12 protein-coding genes are annotated in these 22,281 nt (G+C 42.3%); 10 read left to right on the top strand and 2 right to left on the bottom strand.

Annotated features, from left to right (window positions below):
• Window positions 1-192: 192 nt before the first annotated feature.
• Together AB0L18_RS00675 and AB0L18_RS00670 are read right to left on the bottom strand one after the other, a co-directional pair.
• Window positions 193-1,116 carry a serine hydrolase gene (locus AB0L18_RS00675; RefSeq protein ID WP_367390661.1) on the bottom strand — a complete coding sequence of 308 codons (924 nt, stop codon included), beginning with the start codon at window positions 1,114-1,116 and terminating at the stop codon, window positions 193-195.
• Window positions 1,117-1,462: 346 nt separating this feature from the next.
• On the bottom strand, window positions 1,463-2,608 hold the full coding sequence (locus AB0L18_RS00670) for a serine hydrolase domain-containing protein (RefSeq protein ID WP_367390660.1): 1,146 nt from the start codon (window positions 2,606-2,608) through the stop codon (window positions 1,463-1,465).
• Window positions 2,609-3,037: 429 nt separating this feature from the next.
• On the opposite strand from AB0L18_RS00670, the gene AB0L18_RS00665 reads away from it, so the two are divergent.
• From AB0L18_RS00665 to AB0L18_RS00620, 10 genes are all read left to right on the top strand, one after another.
• Window positions 3,038-3,937: a hypothetical protein gene (locus AB0L18_RS00665; protein WP_367390659.1), complete on the top strand. Its 900-nt coding sequence runs from the start codon at window positions 3,038-3,040 to the stop codon at window positions 3,935-3,937.
• A 703-nt stretch (window positions 3,938-4,640) separates the two neighbouring features.
• Window positions 4,641-6,116 (top strand): hypothetical protein, encoded by a 1,476-nt coding sequence (locus tag AB0L18_RS00660; protein WP_367390658.1) that lies wholly within the window; start codon window positions 4,641-4,643, stop codon window positions 6,114-6,116.
• A 259-nt stretch (window positions 6,117-6,375) separates the two neighbouring features.
• Window positions 6,376-7,908, top strand: coding sequence for a DUF5655 domain-containing protein (locus AB0L18_RS00655; RefSeq protein WP_367390657.1), 1,533 nt, complete (start codon window positions 6,376-6,378; stop codon window positions 7,906-7,908).
• A 607-nt stretch (window positions 7,909-8,515) separates the two neighbouring features.
• On the top strand, window positions 8,516-9,412 hold the full coding sequence (locus AB0L18_RS00650) for a hypothetical protein (RefSeq protein WP_367390656.1): 897 nt from the start codon (window positions 8,516-8,518) through the stop codon (window positions 9,410-9,412).
• A gap of 327 nt (window positions 9,413-9,739) precedes the next feature.
• Window positions 9,740-10,234 (top strand): hypothetical protein, encoded by a 495-nt coding sequence (locus tag AB0L18_RS00645; protein ID WP_367390655.1) that lies wholly within the window; start codon window positions 9,740-9,742, stop codon window positions 10,232-10,234.
• 301 nt (window positions 10,235-10,535) lie between these two features.
• A complete protein-coding gene (locus AB0L18_RS00640) occupies window positions 10,536-11,495 on the top strand; it encodes a Fic family protein (protein WP_367393197.1) in 960 nt (319 codons plus the stop codon).
• Window positions 11,496-11,927: 432 nt separating this feature from the next.
• Window positions 11,928-13,313, top strand: coding sequence for a serine hydrolase domain-containing protein (locus tag AB0L18_RS00635; RefSeq protein ID WP_367390654.1), 1,386 nt, complete (start codon window positions 11,928-11,930; stop codon window positions 13,311-13,313).
• A 178-nt stretch (window positions 13,314-13,491) separates the two neighbouring features.
• Window positions 13,492-14,304 (top strand): DUF6597 domain-containing transcriptional factor, encoded by an 813-nt coding sequence (locus tag AB0L18_RS00630; RefSeq protein ID WP_367390653.1) that lies wholly within the window; start codon window positions 13,492-13,494, stop codon window positions 14,302-14,304.
• 138 nt (window positions 14,305-14,442) lie between these two features.
• On the top strand, window positions 14,443-14,823 hold the full coding sequence (locus AB0L18_RS00625; protein ID WP_367393196.1) for a VOC family protein: 381 nt from the start codon (window positions 14,443-14,445) through the stop codon (window positions 14,821-14,823).
• A gap of 119 nt (window positions 14,824-14,942) precedes the next feature.
• Window positions 14,943-22,151, top strand: a complete 7,209-nt coding sequence (locus AB0L18_RS00620; protein ID WP_367390652.1) for a M12 family metallo-peptidase — start codon at window positions 14,943-14,945, stop codon at window positions 22,149-22,151.
• Window positions 22,152-22,281: the final 130 nt, after the last annotated feature.

Raw genomic sequence — 22,281 nt, 5'->3', positions numbered from 1 at the left:
TCGTTGAGTAAGCGTAAAAATGGAATCAGTTATTTCCATCAACTCTGAGGGGGTACGACAACTCCGAGGAACGAAGTGACGATCACCGAAGGTCATCAGCGAAGCTAAATTACTAAGTAAGACAAATCAAAAGCGGTTCGTTAGGCATATAGCCGTAACGAACCGCTTTTGTTGAAAGTTCGATGGTTGCTTTTAGGATTGTACCGAAGCAATGGCCAAAGCTTGTTCAATGGCCGTTACCAATTCGCGGCAAATGACCTCACCGTTTGCATCATCGATCAAAGCAGAAAGGATGTATTGGCGGTTGGGGCCCATCACCATCACTGAATCAGAGTGGTAAGTTTGCCAAGAGCCAGATTTACGGAAGACCTTAGCATCCGGAGCGATCCGATCCAGCGTATTGACAAATTTGTGGTGCAACTCAGGATCAACCATAATCGACATCATCTGCTCTGAGCGTTCAGGTGTGACGAATTTTTTCTGTGACATCAGGTAGTAGAAACGGCATACCTGCGTGGTCGTAGCTGCGTGGCTAAGCCCTTTGATGGGGTCTGGATTGCGCCCGCCGCCACTGCCGTAGCGCTTGCCTACCCAAATTCCTCCTCCCTGTTCAGGATCGTAGAGTTTGTAGGCAGGGTCGGTCATAACGGCCTGGATTTTAGCAAAACCCAGACGGTCGATCATGCGGGTCGTCGCTGCGTTGTTCGAGCGAGCAATCATTTGCCGCATGTCACTGGTAATTTCTGGCGTCTCAACAAGTTCGCCTTTTTCGAGGGCGTCCATAGCAGCAAGCAGCACAGCAATTTTCGGTAAGCTAGCGGCGTACATCATGTGGTCGCCGTTGACATTGGCCAAGCGTGGAGCGTTCTCCTGTCTCATATCCACCAGGCTAACGGCCATTTTTTTGTTGCGAATCAAGGATTGCCATTGTGGATTGCGGTTGAGTACATTTTCCAAAGCTGTTTGCAAATCCGCATCGGCCATACTACGCAATGGTTGGAAAGGAGCCGCCTCAACGACTTCCTCTTCAAGCATCGGGCTGATCGTAGTTACCGGGGAATTACCAAAAAGCATACAGGCGAAGAAAACAGAGAAAAACAATATAGTTTTTGACATAAAAAAGGTTTGATGACGTATTATTCCGACAAAAGTCACACGCTTAACGGCTAATAATGGCGAAAGTAACACTTCAAAGATCGAAATTATTTTTCAAACCTTTTAGCAATAAGTGTTAAAAGTACAATTTGTGCCTTAAATAGCTGTTTTTTACGTGGTTATGACTTAAGGGTGGAAGGGTTGGTTGGGTGTAAAGGTGTAAGGGTTATGCCATGTGGTGCTGCTAGTAGCATTATCTACCTCCGACGTCCGATTGTTCACTTTGAACAAGGTGTAAAGGTTGGGTAAGTGGAAGTCAAACAACCCTTACACCCTTACACTTTTACACTTTTACACCCTTACCCCATCATTTCCGACTTTGATAAACCCTCCTCACCATCTCCCCAATCTCCGAAGGCTGTAGCCAGCGGGTGACGATGACGAGATCGTTTTGTTCGTCTACGACGATGAAGTTGCCCCCAAAGCCGGCGGCGTAGTACAGGTGGCCGGGTACGCCTTCCCAGGCGCGTTCGCCCTGGTTGAGCCACCACATGTAGCCGTAGCTGGCGTTGGCCGGGGTGGGCGTCTGGATCATGTCAGTCCAGGATTTGGCGATCAGTTGTTGGCCTTGCCATTGTCCCTTGCGGGCAAACAAGAGGCCCAGGCGGGCGTGGTCCAGGGTATTGATGAAGATGCCGCCGCCGTGATGGCCACCGCCGCTGACGGATTGCATCTCTACACCATCTATATTGACCCAGGTATTGTCGTAGCCATACCAGCGCCAGCTTGTGCTGGCACCGATGGGGTCCATGATCCTTTCTTTGAGGACCTGGGGTAGCGGCCGCCGCCACACTTGCAGTAGGGAATAGGCCAGCACGTTGACACGGACATCGTTGTATTTGTAGTGCGTACCCGGCTCGTGCAGCTCGCGGTAGCGCCATTCATCAAAGGAGCCCTCGCGATCGGGGCGGTCGGCCCAGTCGTAGAGGCCAAAGAGGGCGCCCGACCAGTCGGAGGTTTGGTGCAGGAGGTGCTCCCAGGTGATTTTGCCATTGTGCTCGCCGTCGAAAGTGCCGTCCCAAACGTAGTCTTTCACGGGGTCTTTTACCGACTGGATGAGCCCATCTTCGAGGGCCAATCCGGCGATCGTTGACAAATAGCTTTTGGTGACGCTAAAGGTCATATCTACCCGTTGTACATCGCCCCACTGCGCGACGATATAGCCGTTTTTGAGGATGATCCCCGCTGGGCCGCCACGCGCTTTGGTGGGCCCTTGGAGCGCGTGCCCTGGTTCCCGACTAAAACCTTCGAGGATGGCCAGTCGCAGGTCTTTTTGCCCGCTGTATTCGTTGTTGAGCGCAAAGCTCACGGCGGAGTCGAGCAGGGCCGCATCAAAACCTTGGGAAGAGGGCGTTCGTTCTTCCCACACCCATTTTTCGGGGTAGTACTGGGCATCAAGCTGCACAAAAAGGAAGACCAAAAAGACGAGGAGGATGGCGTTGCGATTTTTCATGAGGTGAAGATAATTGATTTATGCCTATTTAGCCACGGCCAATAAGAGGGCTTGTACTTTCTTGCAAAATACATTATACTTGTAAAGTAAAGTTGACCAACACGCTGGCTCATCTCTCCTTATCTATTCTTTTTTGCTGTTTTCCGGAGCTGAATACTGCTTAAATTATTCACAATACCGGCACCCCTTTTCCAGACTGCAAGCAGTCCCTGCATACTACTGGACATACTGCCTCGGCAGGACTACACAGCAAAATGGCGTTTTTAAAAAAGAGGAAAGCCAGCGCCGATTACTGTTAAGGCAGTGAGTGGAGGTTGGTACCCCAAAGGATGGGTTTGTAAAAGTACGGCAAAAAGGGGGGGACTTTCGCATATAAGTAAGTTAGCGGAAATTAGAAAGAATGAACATAAAATTATACTTGATTGTAGGATGAAAGTAAATGCTAAAAAAAGACTGGTTCTATTAATAGTTTGTACTGTTAGCGTGATTCCTCAACAATTATTCGCAAGTGATAGAGAGATCAGAATAATACAGTATGATAATCAACTAGCTCTCGATCGTTTGGAAGAGTTTGTGGTTTCTATCGAAAAAGTTGCTATAATCAATAGTCAAACCAGGGAATACAGATATATAGGGGAGATCCAAGATGGAATACTTGAAATACCTATGGAGTATAAAGAGGGTTTGGTCATCATTTATGAAATTGGAGGGATAGAACATCGGTATTACATTCCACCATTTAAAAGTCGAGTTCTAATTGGCATGCCATCAGATAATAATAGTGAATGTGTAAAATATGTAACCTATAGTAGCTGTGATTCAATAGAGGACTTACCAGAAACACAATTTGGTAATGATTGTAACTATTTTACTTACATTTTACAAGACTATTGTAAGAATAGTCCTATCATAATTAGTCCTGGCGAGCAAGTGAATATGCAGTATAGAAAATATGGTAATTACATCAATGAATTAGTTAATAATGCGGCCATTTATAGAGCTGATTTCTGTGAATCAGAAATGGTATTTAACATATGCGATGAGTTAGCTAGTATTGTGAATGAAAGTGAATTTTATAGAAAGTTAAAATTGATCCACCTCAAAGATAAAAAGGGTGTTTTTTCATTAAAATTTGGTCTAAACTGTCATGGTGAAATAGTATCAACTGAGCTAATCAGCAATAGAACAAACGCTACAAAAGATGATATTTTGAATATATTTTCTAATCAGATTAAATTACGTCCAGCTAGACATAGGGATATTGCTGTTGATTCTTACTATGTAAGGAGATATCGAATAAGAAACGATTGGATAAAACTCCTTAAATAATTAGTTATGATTAAAATAGGACTTCCGCTAACAAAGCTTGTGTGACAATCCTCGTTCCTCTGCCTGCACACAAGCCAGAGTTGGGGCGTTATAGCTTTTGTGATGATCACCCAGGGGCTAGTAAAATGCTTGAAGGAAAGCATCCCCCAGAAAACGGTGAGAAGAAGTGCCGCAAAAGTTCTACCTTGATGGGATGTGAAATGTCCGCATTAGTGGGAGCTGAAAAGAAGAATTCCCACCGCGCAAGTGGATATGCTGATGTTGGTGGGATATGTCCGCCGTGTGAGCAATGAAAAACAAACGCCCAACAAGGTGCAGACCGACAACCCCACAAGAGGGATTTGCTTCGGGGGAAAAGAGCTGTTTATTGAGGGGAATTGCAGTTGGAAAGCGATCCATTGTGGGGCTGCGGCTGCACTAAGCGTTGTCCAAGATACTCCGCTTCGCTGCGCATCTTGGACAACGTTTTTCAGGCAAGCCCGTGCTGCACAAGCTTCTCCGCTCCGCTGCGAACCTCGCACAACACGGGACATGCGGAAATTCGAAAATTTTTCTCGGCTGCGCCGAAAATTTTCGAACTTCGCATGTCCCGAAAAACGTTCTGTACAATTATGAATTATAACTTCCAGGTGATAATTCATGGTGTAGTTTTTTATGATGTTGATAGTTGTGATATATTTAATGTTTAAAATAATAATTAGTTATGCGGTTTGGTTCACATTACACCCCGTTCGGGTATTCTCATCTTCAACCAGTAAGTGTATTTTCAACATATGCTAGTGATGAAGAGCTGATTGGCACACAACACATAATTTGTGTTCAAGCAAATGGGGATATTTATGAGTATTGGTGGGAGCGAAATGGCGTATGGAACTTTAGCAATTTGAGTGAAAAAGTGGGTGGGATCAAATTATTAGGTCCTGCATTTGGATATTCACATCCTGATAGAACACAACACGTTATTGGAAGAGGTCAAGATGGGAGTATTTATGAGCTTTGGTGGAGAATAGGAGGAGGTTGGCGCAAAAACAACTTATCCGAAAGATTAGGAGGGATAAAGTTTGCCTCAGACCCAATAGGGTATGTTCATACGGACGAGTCTCAACATATTATTGGACGATTAAATAATGGGAAAATCCAAGAGTTTTATTGGAAACGGAATCAAGGTTGGCGCAAAAACAATCTATCCGATGATATAGGTGGTCTGCAAATAATCGGCCGACCACATGGCTACTCTCACCCAGATGGAACTCAACATGTGATTGCAAGAGATAGACAGGGTAATATCCATGAATTATGGTGGAAAAGGAATTTGGGGTGGAAACACAACAACCTATCTAATCGATTAGGAGGAGTAAGGTTTGTTTCGGATCCAATAGGGTACGTCCACACGGATGAGTCTCAGCATATAATTGGGCGACTAAGTAATGGGAAAATCCAAGAGTTTTATTGGAAACGGAATCAAGGTTGGCGCAAAAACAATCTATCCGATGATGTAAATGGTCTACAAATAATTGGCCGACCATATGGCTACTCTCATCCAGATGGAACTCAGCATGTGATTGCAAGAGATCAGGAGGGGGATGTACATGAATTATGGTGGAAAAGGAATAGAGGTTGGAAACACAATAACTTATCCAATCGATTGGAAGGAGAGAAATTTACAACGGATCCCGTTGGCTATGTTCATACAGATCAATCACAGCATATAGTAGGAAAGTTGAAAAATGGAAATGGTAGGGTGCAGGAGTTTTACTGGCGAAGAAATATAGGGTGGAGCTCTAATAATATTTCGGATTCTATAACTCCCGGAGTTAGAGTGTTAGGTGACTGCAAAGGGTATAAGGGGGCAATCACTAAAGGAATTTGGAGAGCATTAGATATCCTTGACGACACCATAACTGATCTGAAATTAAGGAATTGTATTAGAGATAGACTAACGGACCCTAATGTACTCGTAAAATGCTCAGACTGTCCAGACTTAGGTCATAACAGCGAACTTGTAATTTTAAGTATTAATTCAAAACATATACACATTTGCATAAATAGAATAAATGAGATTCTCTTAGATGCAAGATTTGGAATTGCTGAAGTAGTCTTACATGAGTTTGCGCATAGTTGTGGATGGGAACACAACGGTGGTCAAGGAGTTCCGTTTAATGACGGTGAATCTATATGAAAACTGTACAGAACTTTGCTACTGCGACAACCCTCCTTCGTCGGGCTGCGCAGTAGCCTGAGTTGTCCAAGATACTCCGCTTCGCTTCGCATCTTGGACAACGTTTTTCGGGCAAGCCCGTGCTGCACAAGCTTCTCCGCTGCGCTCCGAACCTCGCACAACATGGGACATGCGGAAATTCAAAAATTTTCTCGGCTGCGCCGAAAATTTTCGAACTTCGCATGTCCCGAAAAACGTTCTGCGAAATTAAAATTGAGATATGTATAAAGTCGAATATTTGATCATTGTAGAGGATATTAACTGTAAAACAGTAAAAGCCCTCAAGAATCTCATTCAGTCAGATTCTGATTTTGTAATCAATAGAGATCAAATTGTCTTTAATGGTTTCCAATTTAATTATGGAGTTGCAAAGGGAAATGTGTCTACGGGAAAAAAACCAGTGTATTTTCATCTAAGACTTTGGATTGAGTCAGAATCAGAAATGCCGCTCTTTACGGCAGCACTAAAGAGGCTTAGGAAAGTTCTTTCTATGGTGAATAGAATACAGTATACGATATGGGATGATATATCAAGATACTATTCTGAGCAAGCATATGGTAGAATCAATTCCATAGAAAATCTGATGAGAAAACTTTTAACAAAGTTCATGCTTGTAAATCTTGGGATGGGGTGGGACTCAGATAGAATTCCAGTAGATGTAGAGAAGTCTATAAACTCGAACAATAAAGACGTCAACATTCTTAATAACGTAGATTTTATACAGCTTAGAAATTTTTTGTTTAGCGAGAATTATCCTTCTCATAGGGATGATCTTGTTAAAAGACTTAGAACTGCCAAGAACTTAGATAATACTGATATTGAAGAAATTAGATCGCTCTTACCAATCAGTAATTGGACAAAATACTTTGAGACTATCGTTGATTGTGACGGTGACTTTCTTGATAAGAGATGGAAAAAACTATACGATTTAAGAAATAAAATTGCTCATAATAAAAGCTTTAGTAAAATTGACCTTGAAGAAGTAAATCAACTCATTGATGACATTCAGGAGTTTATAGAATCTGCAATTCATAAGCTTGAAGAAGTAGTCGTTCCAGAAGAGGACATTGAAAATGTTGCAGAAGCTGTTGCAGGGGAGAATAACCACTTAATTGGCCGCTTTATAATTTTATGGAAAGAATTAGAAGATGTAATTAGACAGGTATATTATCAACAGAATGAGGGCGATGTAGAAAGGGGATTCATGCCACAAATGATCAAGGAGTTTTTGGAAGACGGGCTAATTAGCAGTTTTCAGTTTAATCAGTTACGGGAACTGCGACGAGTCAGAAATTCATTAGTTCACAGTGTTGGCATAGAATATCCAGTAGGCCACCTTGAAAATGCTATCGAAGGAGTAAGTGATTATATTGAGCTTTTTAGGGGGCTTGTACGTACAGAAGAAATAGATCATATTGATAAAATTAGAAATAAGGCGATAGTTAAAATATACACAGCTATTAAGGATTACATTCTTTCAAGAGAGGATGTAAGTCTTAAGGTAAATAAGCACTATATCTCTTTCATAGGAACAGGAAATATATTAGATGTGAAGTTACAGCAGTCTTCATTGAAGATATGGTTGAATCTAAATGCTGGTGAGTTAGAAGACCCAAGGGGGATAGCCAAAGACGTTTCAACGATTGGTCACCTTGGTAATGGTGATTATGAAATTACCTTAAAATCAATAGATGATTTAGAGTATCTAGCATCTCTTATTGATCAAGCTTACGAGAAAGATCGATTAAAATAAGGCCTTCGCAGAACTTAGGCTGTGCGACAAGCCTCGTTCCTCGGCCTGCGCCCAGCCCAGAGTTGTCCAAGATACTCCGCTGCGCTTCGCATCTTGAACAACGTTTTTCGGACAAGCCCGTGCTGCACAAGCTTCTTCGCTGCGCTCCGAACCTCGCACAACACGGGACATGCAGAAATTCAAAATTTTTTCTCAGCGCAGTCGAAAATTTTCGAACTTTGCATGTCCTGAAAAACGTTAGCGGCAATATGTGAAAAACTGACGAAAGAATGGATGGATTCTACAGGACAAAACTTTGAGAAGGTAATATGATTAGCCTTAACTACCCTTATTTTGACCTGCACTGTAGGTTTTCAGGCCAGATTATGCGTAAAATTGCCATTCATATTAATCAAAATAACTTTTGTCCTGTACTCAGATAAGAGGGTATAAACTATGTGTAATGGGAAGTGTGAACCATTTTCTTAGTTTTTATAGAGACTAATGCGCGAAATTATTTTAAGCTTGTATCACTTGACAATGTTATTCAGTCTCCTAGAAATTATTAAAAATTTTCGTAGATCTTTTTTACCATATAACTTATTCAAAAAACCTCACAATTTTACTTATGAGTTCTTGGAAAATTCTTTTAGTGACAATGATAATCCAATTCCCTCTACATGCCCAAGTAGGGAAAATAGATATATGCGGAAAACTAGATGTAAGAGAGGCTGGGTATATGAGCGACTTTGATATAGTCTACAATTTAATCAGCCATTATGGTTTGTATGAAAAAAATATCACATATTTCGAAAAAAGAATCCTGTATCAATCAAGTAGAGAGAACGTTTTTTGCAAGCGAAGTACTGACGAAAGGTTTTTTTATTACAACAAATGGTATGATTACAGACAAACAGCAAATGTTGAACAAATCTATGACTATTTTAGAACAATCATTGCTCCTCCTGGATTTGATGGTTTACATATTGAAGCACTAGATTTTTTGAGAATAGCCCGAGATTATGAGAGAACTAGTAAAACTTTAAACCAAGCATATCAAAAACTAGGTTTTTGGGATAAATTGACAGGTACTACTGAAACAAATGAATTGAGCGCAAGAGTTGGAGAGCTTTTTGAAAATCGAAAAAGCAAAAGATATTCCTTGCTTAACTCAATTGAGAAAAAAATCAATGAAATCGAACAGAGAACAAGAGAAGTTAATTATGAAGGTGCTGTTTTTTATGTTAAGTATACTTTGCCGGGTATTCCTATAGAAATTGCAGTATCAGAGAACTGGGATATAGAGGTTAGAGGATCGGGTAGCATTTCATCGCCGTATGGAGATATTGCTTTTGAATCAAAAACAACGGCAGGCGTCAAAAAAATTATTATAGAGAGTAACGGAAAAAGGGAAAGTATACTCTTAGACCGACCATTTAAAATTTTTATTCCTACAGATTTTGGATTTAACATAATTTATGAAAGTGAAGATTATTTATTGATTCAAGTCCTAAAAAGGTCTTGAGTAATAATGATAAGAGGAGAATACTGCAGCCAACAATGCTGCCGCGTCAATGCCGCCATGACCTTGGTTCTTCGAGTAAAAAGTCCTAAATTGGTCACGTTAAAACCATGTAGTGACGTTGGTTAAGTCGGACACTGCGCGGCACCGAGACGTTGTGGTGCATTTAAGAAAAATCGAGAAAGTCTGAAGATTCGGAGAAATGGAATGCCGAAAATGTTTGTGGAGGAATTGAAAAATGTATCTTAAATCAAAATTGAAATGATTCTTTTCGGACTAAAAGGCAAACGGAAAATTTTTAAAATTTATAATAATAAATACTGACAGAAAATGATTGACAAAATACTAAATACCAAAAATATAAATTACTCTTCGAATTTGAATGGAGATAATTTAAGGCAAAAAATTGAAGACATCTTTAAGCAAAGTAACTTAAGCTTTGTTGGGAAATTTACAAGTCAAAATGAGTTTGAAACTTATGATAAATGGACTTATATAAAATGGTATGTGCCAAATTTTAAAAGAAGCACTGCATATTTATATGGGAAAATAATAAAATCAGGGAAAAACACATTAATAAATTTAAAAATTAAACCAAATCCCGTATTAGCTATTTTCCCTATTCTTACTGTATTAATAGGACTGATTTTCATAATAATTACAGAATTAAATAATGAAACCTCAATTTTTGGAATAATTGTAATTGCAGTGGGAATTTTATTTTATCTATTCGGAATGTTTTTAACAAGCCGACTTCGACACAATTTTAAGAAATATTTGGATTTACAAAACGTTAAAAAAAACGCACCACAACACAGTATATAAGCTATGGCTTGTTCAGTCCTCACTTGGAAAATCCGCAGGATCTTCCAAAGCCGGTTTTTATTTGGAGAGGTTCGTGCCGAGACACGCCACAGCTCATATACAAATCCGTTGACCAAGATACTCCACTCCGCTCCGCATCTTGGACAACGTTTTTAGGGCAAGCCCGTGCTGCACAAGCTTCTTCGCTTCGCTGCGAACCTCACATGTCCCGAAAAACGTTGGGGCCAATGGCTATTGCCTATTAATTTTTCCCATTCTAAAAGGAAAGTAGTATATTTGATAGTATCAAATGATAGTATCAGTGAAGCCCCCGTATAGTCTCACATCCACAATTTTTAAGTTAGTAACGCAAATATCTGAGCGACTAGGTGAAGCTAAAGCGCTATACTTAGATAAACCTTCACCTCAATTGAGAAAAAGGAATAGGGTAAAGACTATCCATTCTTCTCTAAAGATTGAAGGTAATACACTAACTGAGGACCAAATTACAGCGATACTCGACAATAAGCGAGTAATAGGTCCTAAAGAAGATATTCTAGAAGTCAAGAATGCGATTGAAGTATATGAGAACCTAGAGAAATATGATCCATATTCAGCAAAGTCCTTTTTATTGGCACATAAGCTTTTAATGAAGGGATTAATTAAAAAACCAGGACAATACAGAACTGAAAATGTAGGTATTGTTCAAGGAGATAAAGTAGCGTATTTAGCACCGCCCGCAGCAAATGTGGATTATTTGATGAGTGACTTGTTTAAATATCTGAAAGAGACAGAGGACTTATTATTGATCAAAAGTTGTGTCTTTCATTATGAGATGGAATTCATACATCCTTTTTTGGATGGAAATGGAAGAATGGGAAGATTATGGCAAAGTGTGATTCTGTCGAAAACATATCCTGTATTTGAGTATCTCCCATTTGAGACATTAATAAGTGATACTCAAAGAGAATATTATGATGTACTAGGAGCAAGTGATAACCATGGCGAATCCACAATTTTTATAGAATACATGCTTAGAGTAATTGGCCAATCACTAGATGAGTTGTTATCATTTAGTAATAGAACAATGAAAAGAGACGATCGATTACGATACTTTAAATCAATGAATATTGCGTCATTCTCGAGGAAAGATTATATGGAAGTGTTTAAAGATATTTCTTCAGCCACAGCAAGTAGAGATTTACAAGAAGGGGTGGAGATGGGTTTGTTTGAGAAGCACGGTGATAAACGAAATACAACATATAAAGCAAAGAAGAATTGATTTCCGAATAGACGGAGAATACGAATAAACGACTAAATATTGAATGACAAAAATTGGATGATTTTAAGTTGGAATCTAAGGTCAGAAGACAATTGTTGCTTGTAATCTATTGATTATCAAAACGTTTATTGTTTGAGGTCGATTTGTGGAATTGAAACTTATTGAAATAGTATACTTACTTTGAATTCATGAGTAATTTGAAGTGATGACATAAAGATCAGTTTGTTTAAACCGCCACTGGCCCCACAATGCTGCCGCGTCAATGCCGCCACAACGTTGATTCTTCGGGTTAAAATCCCTAAATTGGTCACGTTAAAACCATGACGCAACATTGGTTAAGGCAGACACTGCGCGGCACCGAAAAACGTTGTGTGTAATGCAACCAAAGGAAAACACCTAACTATTTTTATTTTAACTTTTAGACATTTATAAATGAGCATAATTAATAAATTATTGCCAACGGGGATAATCTGTAGCTTAATTTTTTGCTTGCAAATTCAGGCTCAATCCATCGATTCAATTATGGTTAACGGTCTGGTAAAGTGGTCAAACGACTCGATAATTCATTTTCCAGATAAGGTTATCATTAAATCAAAGTATGACCCAGCCTTCATCAAGTTTGTAAAAGTCGATTCTACGGGAAATTATAAACTGTTATTACCTGTTGGAGACTATGTAGCTACCCCTTATAGCAACTATCACTGGCATAGGGATTGGGACCAAGGCTTTATTAGAATAAATGAGACTTCTTCGAAAGTATTTTTCAATATTGATCCTACGGTCAGTCAGAACCATCATACCCTTGTGCTTGACACGCTCATCCTGCAGTCGACAATACCAAAAGAGGGGGTTATTTTTAATTTAGATAGTACAAGCATAAGTATGTTGGATGAGTTCATACTTCATAACCTGGACTACTATCAGGTTCCCGGAGCTTCTCTCGCCATCATTAAGAACGGACAAGTTGTATATTCTAAAGCTTATGGAGTTGTAAATCCGATTACAGAAGAAGCTGTAAACGAGTCTACTATATTTGAATTCGGTTCTATTACCAAACCAGTTTTTTCCTTTGTAGTACTGCGGTTGGTTGAGAAAGGTGTAATTGACTTAGACAAGCCCTTATACAAATACTTGCCATTTCCTGATGTGGAACACGATAGCCGTTACAGGCTAATTACTGCACGTCATGTATTGAACCATCAAACAGGTTTTCCAAACTGGGCAGAAAGGAATGAAAAAGGCGAATTTGATTTGCTCTTTACTCCCGGCATGCAATTTGGCTATTCCGGTGAAGGTTTTGAATATCTAAAAAGAGTTCTTGTACACTTAACTAACAAGGATATTGAAACTATCCTTGAAGAAGAATTAATACAGCCTTTGGGGCTAAACAACTTTTATTTTAAAACGAATGATTATGTAAGAAACAATATTGCCGACGGTTTTTACAGAGGCACTCCATCAAGGTCGGGCTTTAAAGAACCGAACATGGCGGCTAGTTTAATGACGAACCCTGTTGACTTTGCAAAATTCGCCATAGCGGTAAGGAATAAAGTCGGATTGTCTCCAAAAACGTATGATGATATTTTTAGAAAACACACCGTAATAAACGAATCTCTTTCCCGCGGAATGGGCTTTGAATTAAGAAAGGACAATATTGGAGAATCCTATGGGCATACTGGCATTACGAGGGATTTTGTTTCTTTCTATAGATACTACCCTGAGAGCGACGTAGGATTTATTTTTACCGCAAATAATATTACGGGTGGTTGGTTAACCTTGGTTACCTTAAAAGAATTTTTGATTACTGGGAAAAACTAAAGCACTACACACCTCCATCAAAGGTCGTAAACCTCTTGAGACAGCTCCAACAGCTCGTCGCCAAAGGCTTTGGCCGTCGGCAACTGACCTGTCTGCGCTGGTGATGGGAAGGTGATCTGTTTTTGGAGAAGGGTACGCAGACAGAACTTGAGATGTGCACAAAACCAAAAAAAACACAGTGGATGAACTGAAAAGTATAAGAGAATATTATAAACCGATTCAACCATCCGTTTCGGTTAATGATAGCGAAATAAGTTATCAAGAAATACTGCCAAATAAAGCAATTGAAAACTATATTTACTGCTTTTGGCAACTTAAAACAAAGGAAACCTTAAAAATAGATTACAATTATCGAGTGGTTTCTGACGGTTGTATCGATATTTTTTTTGACCATAAACAACCGGCTGAAAACTTCGTAATGGGATTTTGCCGAAAGTTCGTTCAATTCCCTATAGGAAAGGAATTTGATTATATAGGTATTCGTTATTTACCTTCTGCTTTTCCATACTTGTTCGGAGTGGACGCCAAAATTTTAAGTAATCAATCCCAAGAACTGAACAAAATTTTACCCAATTTTTCCGAGTGGATTAATTCCGCAATCAAAGCTGAGGATTCATTTGAAAAGATTACAAAAATAATGAACGGAAAATTAGTCGGACTTTTAAAAAATAAAGGTACCAATTATGATCACCGTTTTTTAGATGCGCTAATCCTGATTTTTCAAAAGAATGGGTATTTGGATACCGAAAAAGACCTTAATACAGGTCTAAGTCCAAGACAGCTGCGTAGGATTTTCAACTTTTATATTGGCACTACAGCAAAATCGTTTTGTAACGTTGTCCGCTTTCAATATATATTAAATGCTAAACCTTCAAAACAAAGTCTAAGAGCGAACAAATTGTACTTTGATGTTGGTTTTTTTGACCAAGCCCATTTTATTAAAACCTTCAAAACATTCTACGGTGTAACACCTTCCGAAGCCTTCCGTTAAGATTTGTCCGATTTTTACAATGTCTTGGTTTCTTGTCAACCTAAATTTGTAACAACAAAATCATTGACAATGAAAGCAATCTTATTAACCGCATTTGTTCTTACGGTAAGTTGGACGTATGCACAATCAACCAACCAAATGAAACTTAATGCCGGAGTGATTACCGACAAACTACAGGAAACCAAGAAGTTTTACACAGAAACATTGGACTTTGGGGTAAGTTTTGAAAACGAATTTTATTTATTACTTCATACCCCCAATCATTCGGCAGAAATCAGTTTTTTACAACCCAACCACCCCAGCCAACAAAATATTTTCCAGTCTGCATTTAACGGGAATGGAGTTTATTTGACCATTGAAGTTGAGAAAGTAGATGAGGTTTATAAACAACTGAAAGATAAAGGTATTCATATAGAAATTGAAATCCGAGACGAACCTTGGGGAGACAGACATTTTGCAATAAAAGACCCAAACGGAATTGGAATTGACATAGTGACTTATACAAAACCTGAAGAATAAAGCATTATGCACGGCATTGTGTATAATGCTTTCTTTTAGGTCGCTGTTTATTGCCTTACCCAAAAAAGATTTTTCTTATCTTGTTCTCCATCACACTTTAGCAGCCTAGTTAACTATCTATGAAAAATATAGCGCTACTCCTCCTGTTGAGCCTATTGGCGATGACAACGCAAGCCCAAAATTTAATTACATCAGCCGTTAGTGATTATCCCTTAGCAAGCTTTGAAGCGGTAGATTTGGTGCGAGAGGCTCGTGCCATAAGCCCTTCTTTTCGCCAGGCCAACCCTGCACTGGAAGCGGGTATGACCTTTACGCTTTCACCCGCCAATGTCGACGAACTGCTGTATCGCAGAACGGGGCGTATTCGTTTACCACTTCCTTTTCCTGACGGGCAAACCCGCCATCTCTTACTGATTCCGGCACGCAGCCAGAGCCCTTCTTTTGCTGTTTATGACCAGGATAGAAGGTCGTATACCCCTACCGAACGCGATGCCCACCACTACTGGGGGATGGTAGAGGGGGAAGAGCGTTCGCTGGTCTCCATCAGTATCTTTAAAGAGCAAATGATTGGTATGATCATCAGCGAAACGGGAGCTTACAATGTGGCCGCTTTGAAAGACGATCCTACCGGGCGACATCTGCTTTACCGGGAAGAAGATTTGAATGCCGCCATGGAATTTGAGTGTGGGGTTGAAGAGCCTATTGATTTTGAGGTGGATCACCAGGCTGTAATCAATAGTGCCTCAACCAATCCTGCTAATTGTGTACTGATGTACGTGGAGGTTGATAATGACATCACCCAGGACAAAGGAGGGGTGGCCAATACCACGGATTATATTACTGGATTATATAATCAGATTAGCTTGATGTATTTCAATGAAGCCATTAATCTGAATCTTCATGAGCTAGTGATTTGGAATGAGACGGATCCCTATACCGGACCTACAACTAACCAATACTTGTCGCAATTTAGAATAGCAACAGGCTTAGACTTCAATGGCGACCTTGCTCATTTGATTGGTTACCAAGGTAATGGAGGACTTGCTTATTTAAGTGTGCTTTGTAGTACTTCCTTTGCTAAACATGGTTATTCAGGGATTCTTCCCTACTATAATGAGGTCCCGGTTTATTCTTGGTCCGTAAAGGTAGTATCTCATGAAACAGGGCATAATTTGGGCTCACGACATACCCATGATTGTGTTTGGAACGGCAATAACACGGCGATTGACCGCTGTGGTGTTGAAGCTGGTTACAGTGATAATCAGCCTTGTAATCAAAATGCTGCTCTTCCTGAAGCCGGTACAGTTATGAGCTATTGTCATCTGATAGGAGCAGTAGGCGTTGATCTGGCCCTTGGTTTTGGCCCACAACCTGGTGATCTGATCCGGAGTCGTGTCTACAACGCAGAATGCTTGTCGCCCTGCGAACCCAGCCCGGAAATTTGTAATGATGGTTTTGACAATGACTTTGATGGCCTGACCGACTGTGAAGATCCTGATTGCGACGAGTACATAGCTTGTCTACCCTGTGCTCAAACGGTTTTCAATTTTAGCCTTACGCTTGATAATCGCCCTACCGAGACCTCCTGGCAGTTGACCGACGAGGCGGGTGAGGTCGTAGAAAGTGGAACCGCTTACACGAATAATTTGGCTGGCCAGACCATTACCGAAGAATTTTGTTTGGACGACGCTTGCTATACCTTAACTGTATTCGATAGTGGAGGAGACGGCATCTGTTGTGGTCGTGGAGAAGGAAATTATTCCTTGAGTGATGCCGATGGCCTGGAAATTGCCAACGGTGGAATATTTACCGATGAATCGAGTGTTGTAATTTGCAACGGTGTGGTACAGGAAAATTGTTACGATGGTATTGATAATGATTTAGACGGACTGGTAGATTGTAATGACCCCGATTGTACGGAGAATGCCGACTGTCTCGCCTGTCTGGAAAACGTACTCAACTTCATTATCACCTTTGATGATCATCCGGAGGAAGTGAGCTGGGAAATTTTGGACGGAGATGGCATGGTCGTGCATTCCGATGCTGGTAGCACGGATATTCCGGATCGTGCAACCCGCCAGTATGATTACTGCTTGTCGGATGGGTGTTATGATTTCCGTATAATCGACAGTGGCAATGATGGCATTTGTTGCATTACTGGTTTGGGGAATTATAAATTGCAAAATTCAATAGGCGCAGTGTACGCCATCGGAGGAGAATTTATGGGGGAGGAGCTCACCAGTTTTTGTACCGAGGACTCCGTTTGCCCACAAGGGACAACGTTCAGGGTAACCACTTCTCAGGACAGTGTAGCCGGGAGTTTGCGCCAAGCGATTAACTGTGCCAATGCCTTAGCTGAGCTGGACACCATCGTCTTTGATTTGGCGATAGATGACACGCTCTTTATCAACGGACCACTACCCTCGATTGTCGACGATAATATCCTCATTGATGGGGCTGGTGAACGCATCATCGTGTATGATAATGTTCAGCCATTGTTTACGATAGCCAGCAACTTCAATACCATCCAGGGCTTTACGATCTTTCATGCAAGCCCAGGTTTCGGGCGAGGAGTACTGTTGGAAGAAACGTCGAGTAACTTCAACATCAGAAACAACTCGATAATAGATTTTCGCGAACTGATTGATGTCAGAGGTAGAAGTGGATTGATCCGAAACAATACCCTCTATGGTTATAATGGCCAACGGATAATCACCGTTTTGGCCAGTGCTAGTCAGATTCTCATTGACAGCAATACCATTAGTAGTCCGGAGCAGGCCACGGGTATTTATGTAACCACCGATGATGTAGAAATTCGGGGCAACGAAATGTTTAGTCTCCGCAATGGCGTACAGACCTCCCGAGCGAACCGGATACTGGTTGAAGGCAATACCATGTACAATAACTGGTGGGCGGTGAATATTGATGGGGTGCTGGGCGATGGACAAGCGCACCAGATTACACAAAACAGCATCTATTGTAACCGATTCAATGGCGGTATTCAACTGCGCAATGGCGCTAACGGCGACAAACAGCCTCCAGTGCTCACGGAAGTAAACGAAAATGAATTATACGGCACTGCTGAACCTGGTGACTTGATCGAAGTTTTCCTCAACGATGATAGCAATTGCCCTTTTAATGTGCTCTGCCAAGGGAAAACCTATCTCAACACTACTTTTACTGATCCCGACGGCAACTGGTTATTAACAGGGCTGAACCTAACTGGTGATGAAGTGCTCACTGCTACTGCTACCAATAGCGGCAATAATACCTCCCCATTTGCGGAGTGCTTAACCTTTGTGCCCTCTTGCCCAGAGGTGGTTTTAAGTTTAGCGGCCAATCGCGATGTATTGTGTCCAGGCGATGGCGTTGAGCTTTCCGTGACGGGGGATATTGCCTGGGGCGGTAGCTTTAGTTGGATCTTGGAGGCAAACGGTGTACCGCAAACTGTGACCGACTTTACGCTGGGGGGCACTTTGGTGCTATACCCAGAGGTAGCTACGGCGTATAGCTTGGTCAGCGCAGTCAATACCTTCAACTGTGACCTGAGTTTGGGCAATACGGCCGTCGTAGTAGAAGTACTCAATGAAGAGAATTTGACGAGTGAGCAGACCATAGAAATCTGTTCAGGACAGACGATTATGATCAACGGGGAAGAGGTAGATGCCCCGGGTATGTATACCGAAATCTTTACGAGCGTGAATGGCTGCGACTCCCTGGTACAGATTGAGTTGATCGTACAGGAAAGTCAGCAAACTGCCGAGGAATTGTCTATTTGTGAAGGAGAAGAAATTGAGCTGTTTGGCGAAGTGATTACGGAAGCTGGTCTTTACCAAGCGACTTTCGATGGGCAGAATGGTTGCGACTCCACCCACAGTATCACCCTATTGGTACTGAACCCAGTGAGTACCGAAGAAATGCTCCAAATTTGCGCTGGAGAAAGTGTAGAACTCTTTGGCGAAGAAGTGAGTACCAGTGGCACCTATACGGGTAATTTTACTTCCGTTAATAATTGTGATTCAACACATACGGTCGTCCTGACGGTGGTGGATCAAATTGAGACGTCGGAAACATTGGCCCTCTGTTCCGGCAGCAGTGTCGAACTTTTTGGTGAGGTCGTCAGTGAAGCTGGTACTTACGAAGGCACCTTCCCATCGGCGGCAGGCTGCGATTCTATCCATCAGGTAACGGTCACACTGATTGAGGTAGTAAATACGTCGGACATGGCCCAAATTTGCAGCGGCGAGAGCATTGAGCTGTTTGGGGAAATGGTCACCGAGGCAGGAGAATACAGCGGCACTTTTGAGAGTAGCCTGGGCTGTGATTCCACCCATACGATCACCTTGATGGTCGCGGAGCCCTTCTTTACGGAGGAAACCCTACAAGCTTGTAGTGGGCAAACGGTGACGGTCTTTGGCGAAACCTATACGGATGACGCTACGGCAACGGCCACTTTTGCGGCAAGCAATGGTTGCGACTCTACCCATACGGTACAAATCGTCTTTGCCGAACTGATTGAGACCAGCGAGCTGCTGAGCATTTGTGAGGGAGAGTCGGTGTTCATCTTTGGCGAAGAAATCAGTAATGCTGGCGTTTATACGGAATCATTTATTTCTGCTGCTGGTTGTGATTCTATCCATCAGGTGAGTCTAATGGTGTTTGAACACGTAGCAGTAGAAGAATTCCTTACGATCTGTGAGGGCGAAAGTGTGAACATCTTTGGCAATTCAGAAAACACCAGCGGCACCTATGAGGCTACTTTCACGACCAGTAATGGTTGTGATTCTATGCATACGGTAGTACTTACGGTAACGGAACAAATTGAGACATCAGCGACTTTAGCCCTCTGTTCCGGCAGCAGTGTCGAACTTTTTGGTGAGGTCGTCAGTGAAGCTGGTACTTACGAAGGTACCTTCCCATCGGCAGCAGGCTGCGATTCTATCCATCAGGTAACGGTCACGCTGATCGAGGTAGTAAATACGTCGGACATGGCCCAAATTTGCAGCGGCGAGAGCATTGAGCTGTTTGGGGAAATGGTCACCGAGGCAGGAGAATACAGCGGTACTTTTGAGAGTAGCCTGGGCTGTGATTCCACCCATACGATCACGCTGTTGGTCGCGGAGCCCTTCTTTACGGAGGAAACTCTACAAGCCTGTAGTGGGCAAACGGTGACGGTCTTTGGCGAAACCTATACGGATGACGCTACGGCAACGGCCACCTTTGCGGCAAGCAATGGTTGCGACTCTACCCATACGGTACAAATCGTCTTTGCGGAACTGATTGAAACCAGTGAACTGCTGAGTATTTGTGAGGGAGAGTCGGTGCTCATCTTTGGCGAAGAAGTCAGTAATGCCGGTGTGTATACCGGATCATTTATTTCTACTGCGGGTTGTGATTCTATCCACGAAGTGAGTTTGACCATTTTAGAGCCAATCGTGATAGAAGAATTTATTGCCATCTGCGAAGGCGAAAGCGTGGAGCTATTTGGCAATTTGGAAAACACCAGTGGTACCTACCAATCGTCCTTTACTGCGATGAATGGTTGTGACTCTACCCAAGTCTACTACCTGGAGGTGCTACAGCCCACATCATCTACAGAGGAACGCTTTGTTTGTGAAGGGGAGAGCACGGTCATCTTTGGCGAAACCCAAAATGAGCCTGGTTGGTATACTGCTACTTTCACTGCTGCGAATGGCTGCGATTCGGTCGCAAATATTGAATTACTCATTTACGATTTACCGGTTATTGAAGCACTCACCACCCCTAGTTGTGCGGGTGAACCCAATGGTACAATTACCTTGGTAAGCGATCCAACTACGGTAGACTACCAATGGGCCCATACACCGGAAAATACGCCCCTTGTGGAAGGGTTAACGCCGGCGGAATACCTGGTCACCATAACTGATGACAATGCTTGTGAAAGTGTGTGGGAATTCCTGGTAGAAGAACTACCATTCCCGGAATACGAGGTAGCAATTAGCGAGGTAAGCTGTGCGGCCAATACGGATGGTTTGATAGCAATCATTAGTGATGACCCCGGTTTGGAGATCAGCTTTGCCGGCGGGCCTTTTATGGCGACTACCGTTTTCGGCGGATTGAGTCCCGACACCTATCTGCTGAATATCCGAACAGCGGAAGGTTGTGAATCCTCAGAGGAAATCACCCTGGAGGCATCGGAGAGCGTTGAATTAATGTCATCGGAGGTAGAACAACCTACCTGCGCCGGGCAGGAAGATGGCAGCATCCAACTGGAAGTAGCTGGTGGCAATACCTCCCATACCTTCCTATGGAATACCGGACAAACAGGGCCACAACTGAATAACCTGGACGTAGGCACCTACTTTGTTACGATCACCAATGCCAATGGCTGTAGTCTGGAAAGTAGTTTCGAGCTACCTGGCCTGACGCCTATAGCCACCAATCTTCAGGTACTGTTGGGTTGTGGAGATGGAGAAATCATTGCGATCACCCAACCAAGTGCTGGGCAGCCACCCTATGAAGTAACCTGGAGCGATGCCCAGAGTGGTAATGTTGCCGTTAACCTTACCGCCGGATTGTATAATCTACTGCTAACAGATGCAAATGGCTGTACCGTTACAGAGGATTTTGAAGTACCGTATGTACCGCCATTTGCAGTCGAGTACGCAGCTGTTGAACCTAGCTGTGCCAATACCAATGATGGGCAAATTAATTTGTCGATCAGTGGAGGTATCCCTCCTTATGGTATCTCTTGGAGTAATGGCAGTGACAGCCCTGTGTTAGAAGGATTATCGACTGGCATGTATACTTACAACGTGAGTTCGGCGAGCTGTGGCTTATCAGCGAGTATCCAATTGCAGGCACCAGCCAACTTGCTAGCAACTGTGGACTTTGCTGTTGATGCTCAGGAAAACTTACAAGCTACGGCTTTTGCAAGCGGAGGTACTCCGCCCTACAGTTTCCTGTGGAGCAATGGCAGTACCAGCAATACTGTGAACGGATTGCAAGAAGGCCAAATGATAGACTTGACGATTGTGGATGCCAATGGTTGTGTATTTATGGAGAGCTATACGGCTACCCTCACGAATACGCTAAACCCGGAAGCTGCTACCCTAAGGATTTTCCCAAATCCTAGTTCCGGCCGTTTATTCATTGAGCATGATAATACCCACAGTTGGTCTTACGATCTGGAACTGTTTGATATTAATGGCGCAGCACTGCTGCAAATGTCAGCGGTACAGGCCATAAGTCAGGAACTTTCTTTAAGTGCATTCCCCCCAGGCGTATACCTGCTGGTTTTGTCTAATGACCGTTTCCGGCGCGTAGAGCGAATTGTGGTGATGCGTTAACTATTGACTTTCATAAAGTCGGAAGTGAGAAGGTGTAAGGGTTGGAAAAGTGTAAAGGTGTAAGCGTACCCTCAAACCATCTAACCTGACCATCAACTTTCATAAAGTCGGATCCCTAGGTATTGGGAGG

The sequence above is a fragment of the Lewinella sp. LCG006 genome, assembly GCF_040784935.1.
GTDB lineage: Bacteria > Bacteroidota > Bacteroidia > Chitinophagales > Saprospiraceae > Lewinella.
Note: the sequence above shows the minus strand (reverse complement) of the source record. Positions and strands in the feature narration are given on the sequence as shown.

Excerpts from the sequence above, each read along its gene's own strand:
- AB0L18_RS00675 (WP_367390661.1), bottom strand. The coding sequence starts at position 1,116 with ATGTCAAAAACTATATTGTTTTTCTCTGTTTTCTTCGCCTGTATGCTT.
- AB0L18_RS00670 (WP_367390660.1), bottom strand. The coding sequence starts at position 2,608 with ATGAAAAATCGCAACGCCATCCTCCTCGTCTTTTTGGTCTTCCTTTTT.
- AB0L18_RS00665 (WP_367390659.1), top strand. The coding sequence starts at position 3,038 with ATGAAAGTAAATGCTAAAAAAAGACTGGTTCTATTAATAGTTTGTACT.
- AB0L18_RS00660 (WP_367390658.1), top strand. The coding sequence starts at position 4,641 with ATGCGGTTTGGTTCACATTACACCCCGTTCGGGTATTCTCATCTTCAA.
- AB0L18_RS00655 (WP_367390657.1), top strand. The coding sequence starts at position 6,376 with ATGTATAAAGTCGAATATTTGATCATTGTAGAGGATATTAACTGTAAA.
- AB0L18_RS00650 (WP_367390656.1), top strand. The coding sequence starts at position 8,516 with ATGAGTTCTTGGAAAATTCTTTTAGTGACAATGATAATCCAATTCCCT.
- AB0L18_RS00645 (WP_367390655.1), top strand. The coding sequence starts at position 9,740 with ATGATTGACAAAATACTAAATACCAAAAATATAAATTACTCTTCGAAT.
- AB0L18_RS00635 (WP_367390654.1), top strand. The coding sequence starts at position 11,928 with ATGAGCATAATTAATAAATTATTGCCAACGGGGATAATCTGTAGCTTA.
- AB0L18_RS00625 (WP_367393196.1), top strand. The coding sequence starts at position 14,443 with ATGAAACTTAATGCCGGAGTGATTACCGACAAACTACAGGAAACCAAG.
- AB0L18_RS00620 (WP_367390652.1), top strand. The coding sequence starts at position 14,943 with ATGAAAAATATAGCGCTACTCCTCCTGTTGAGCCTATTGGCGATGACA.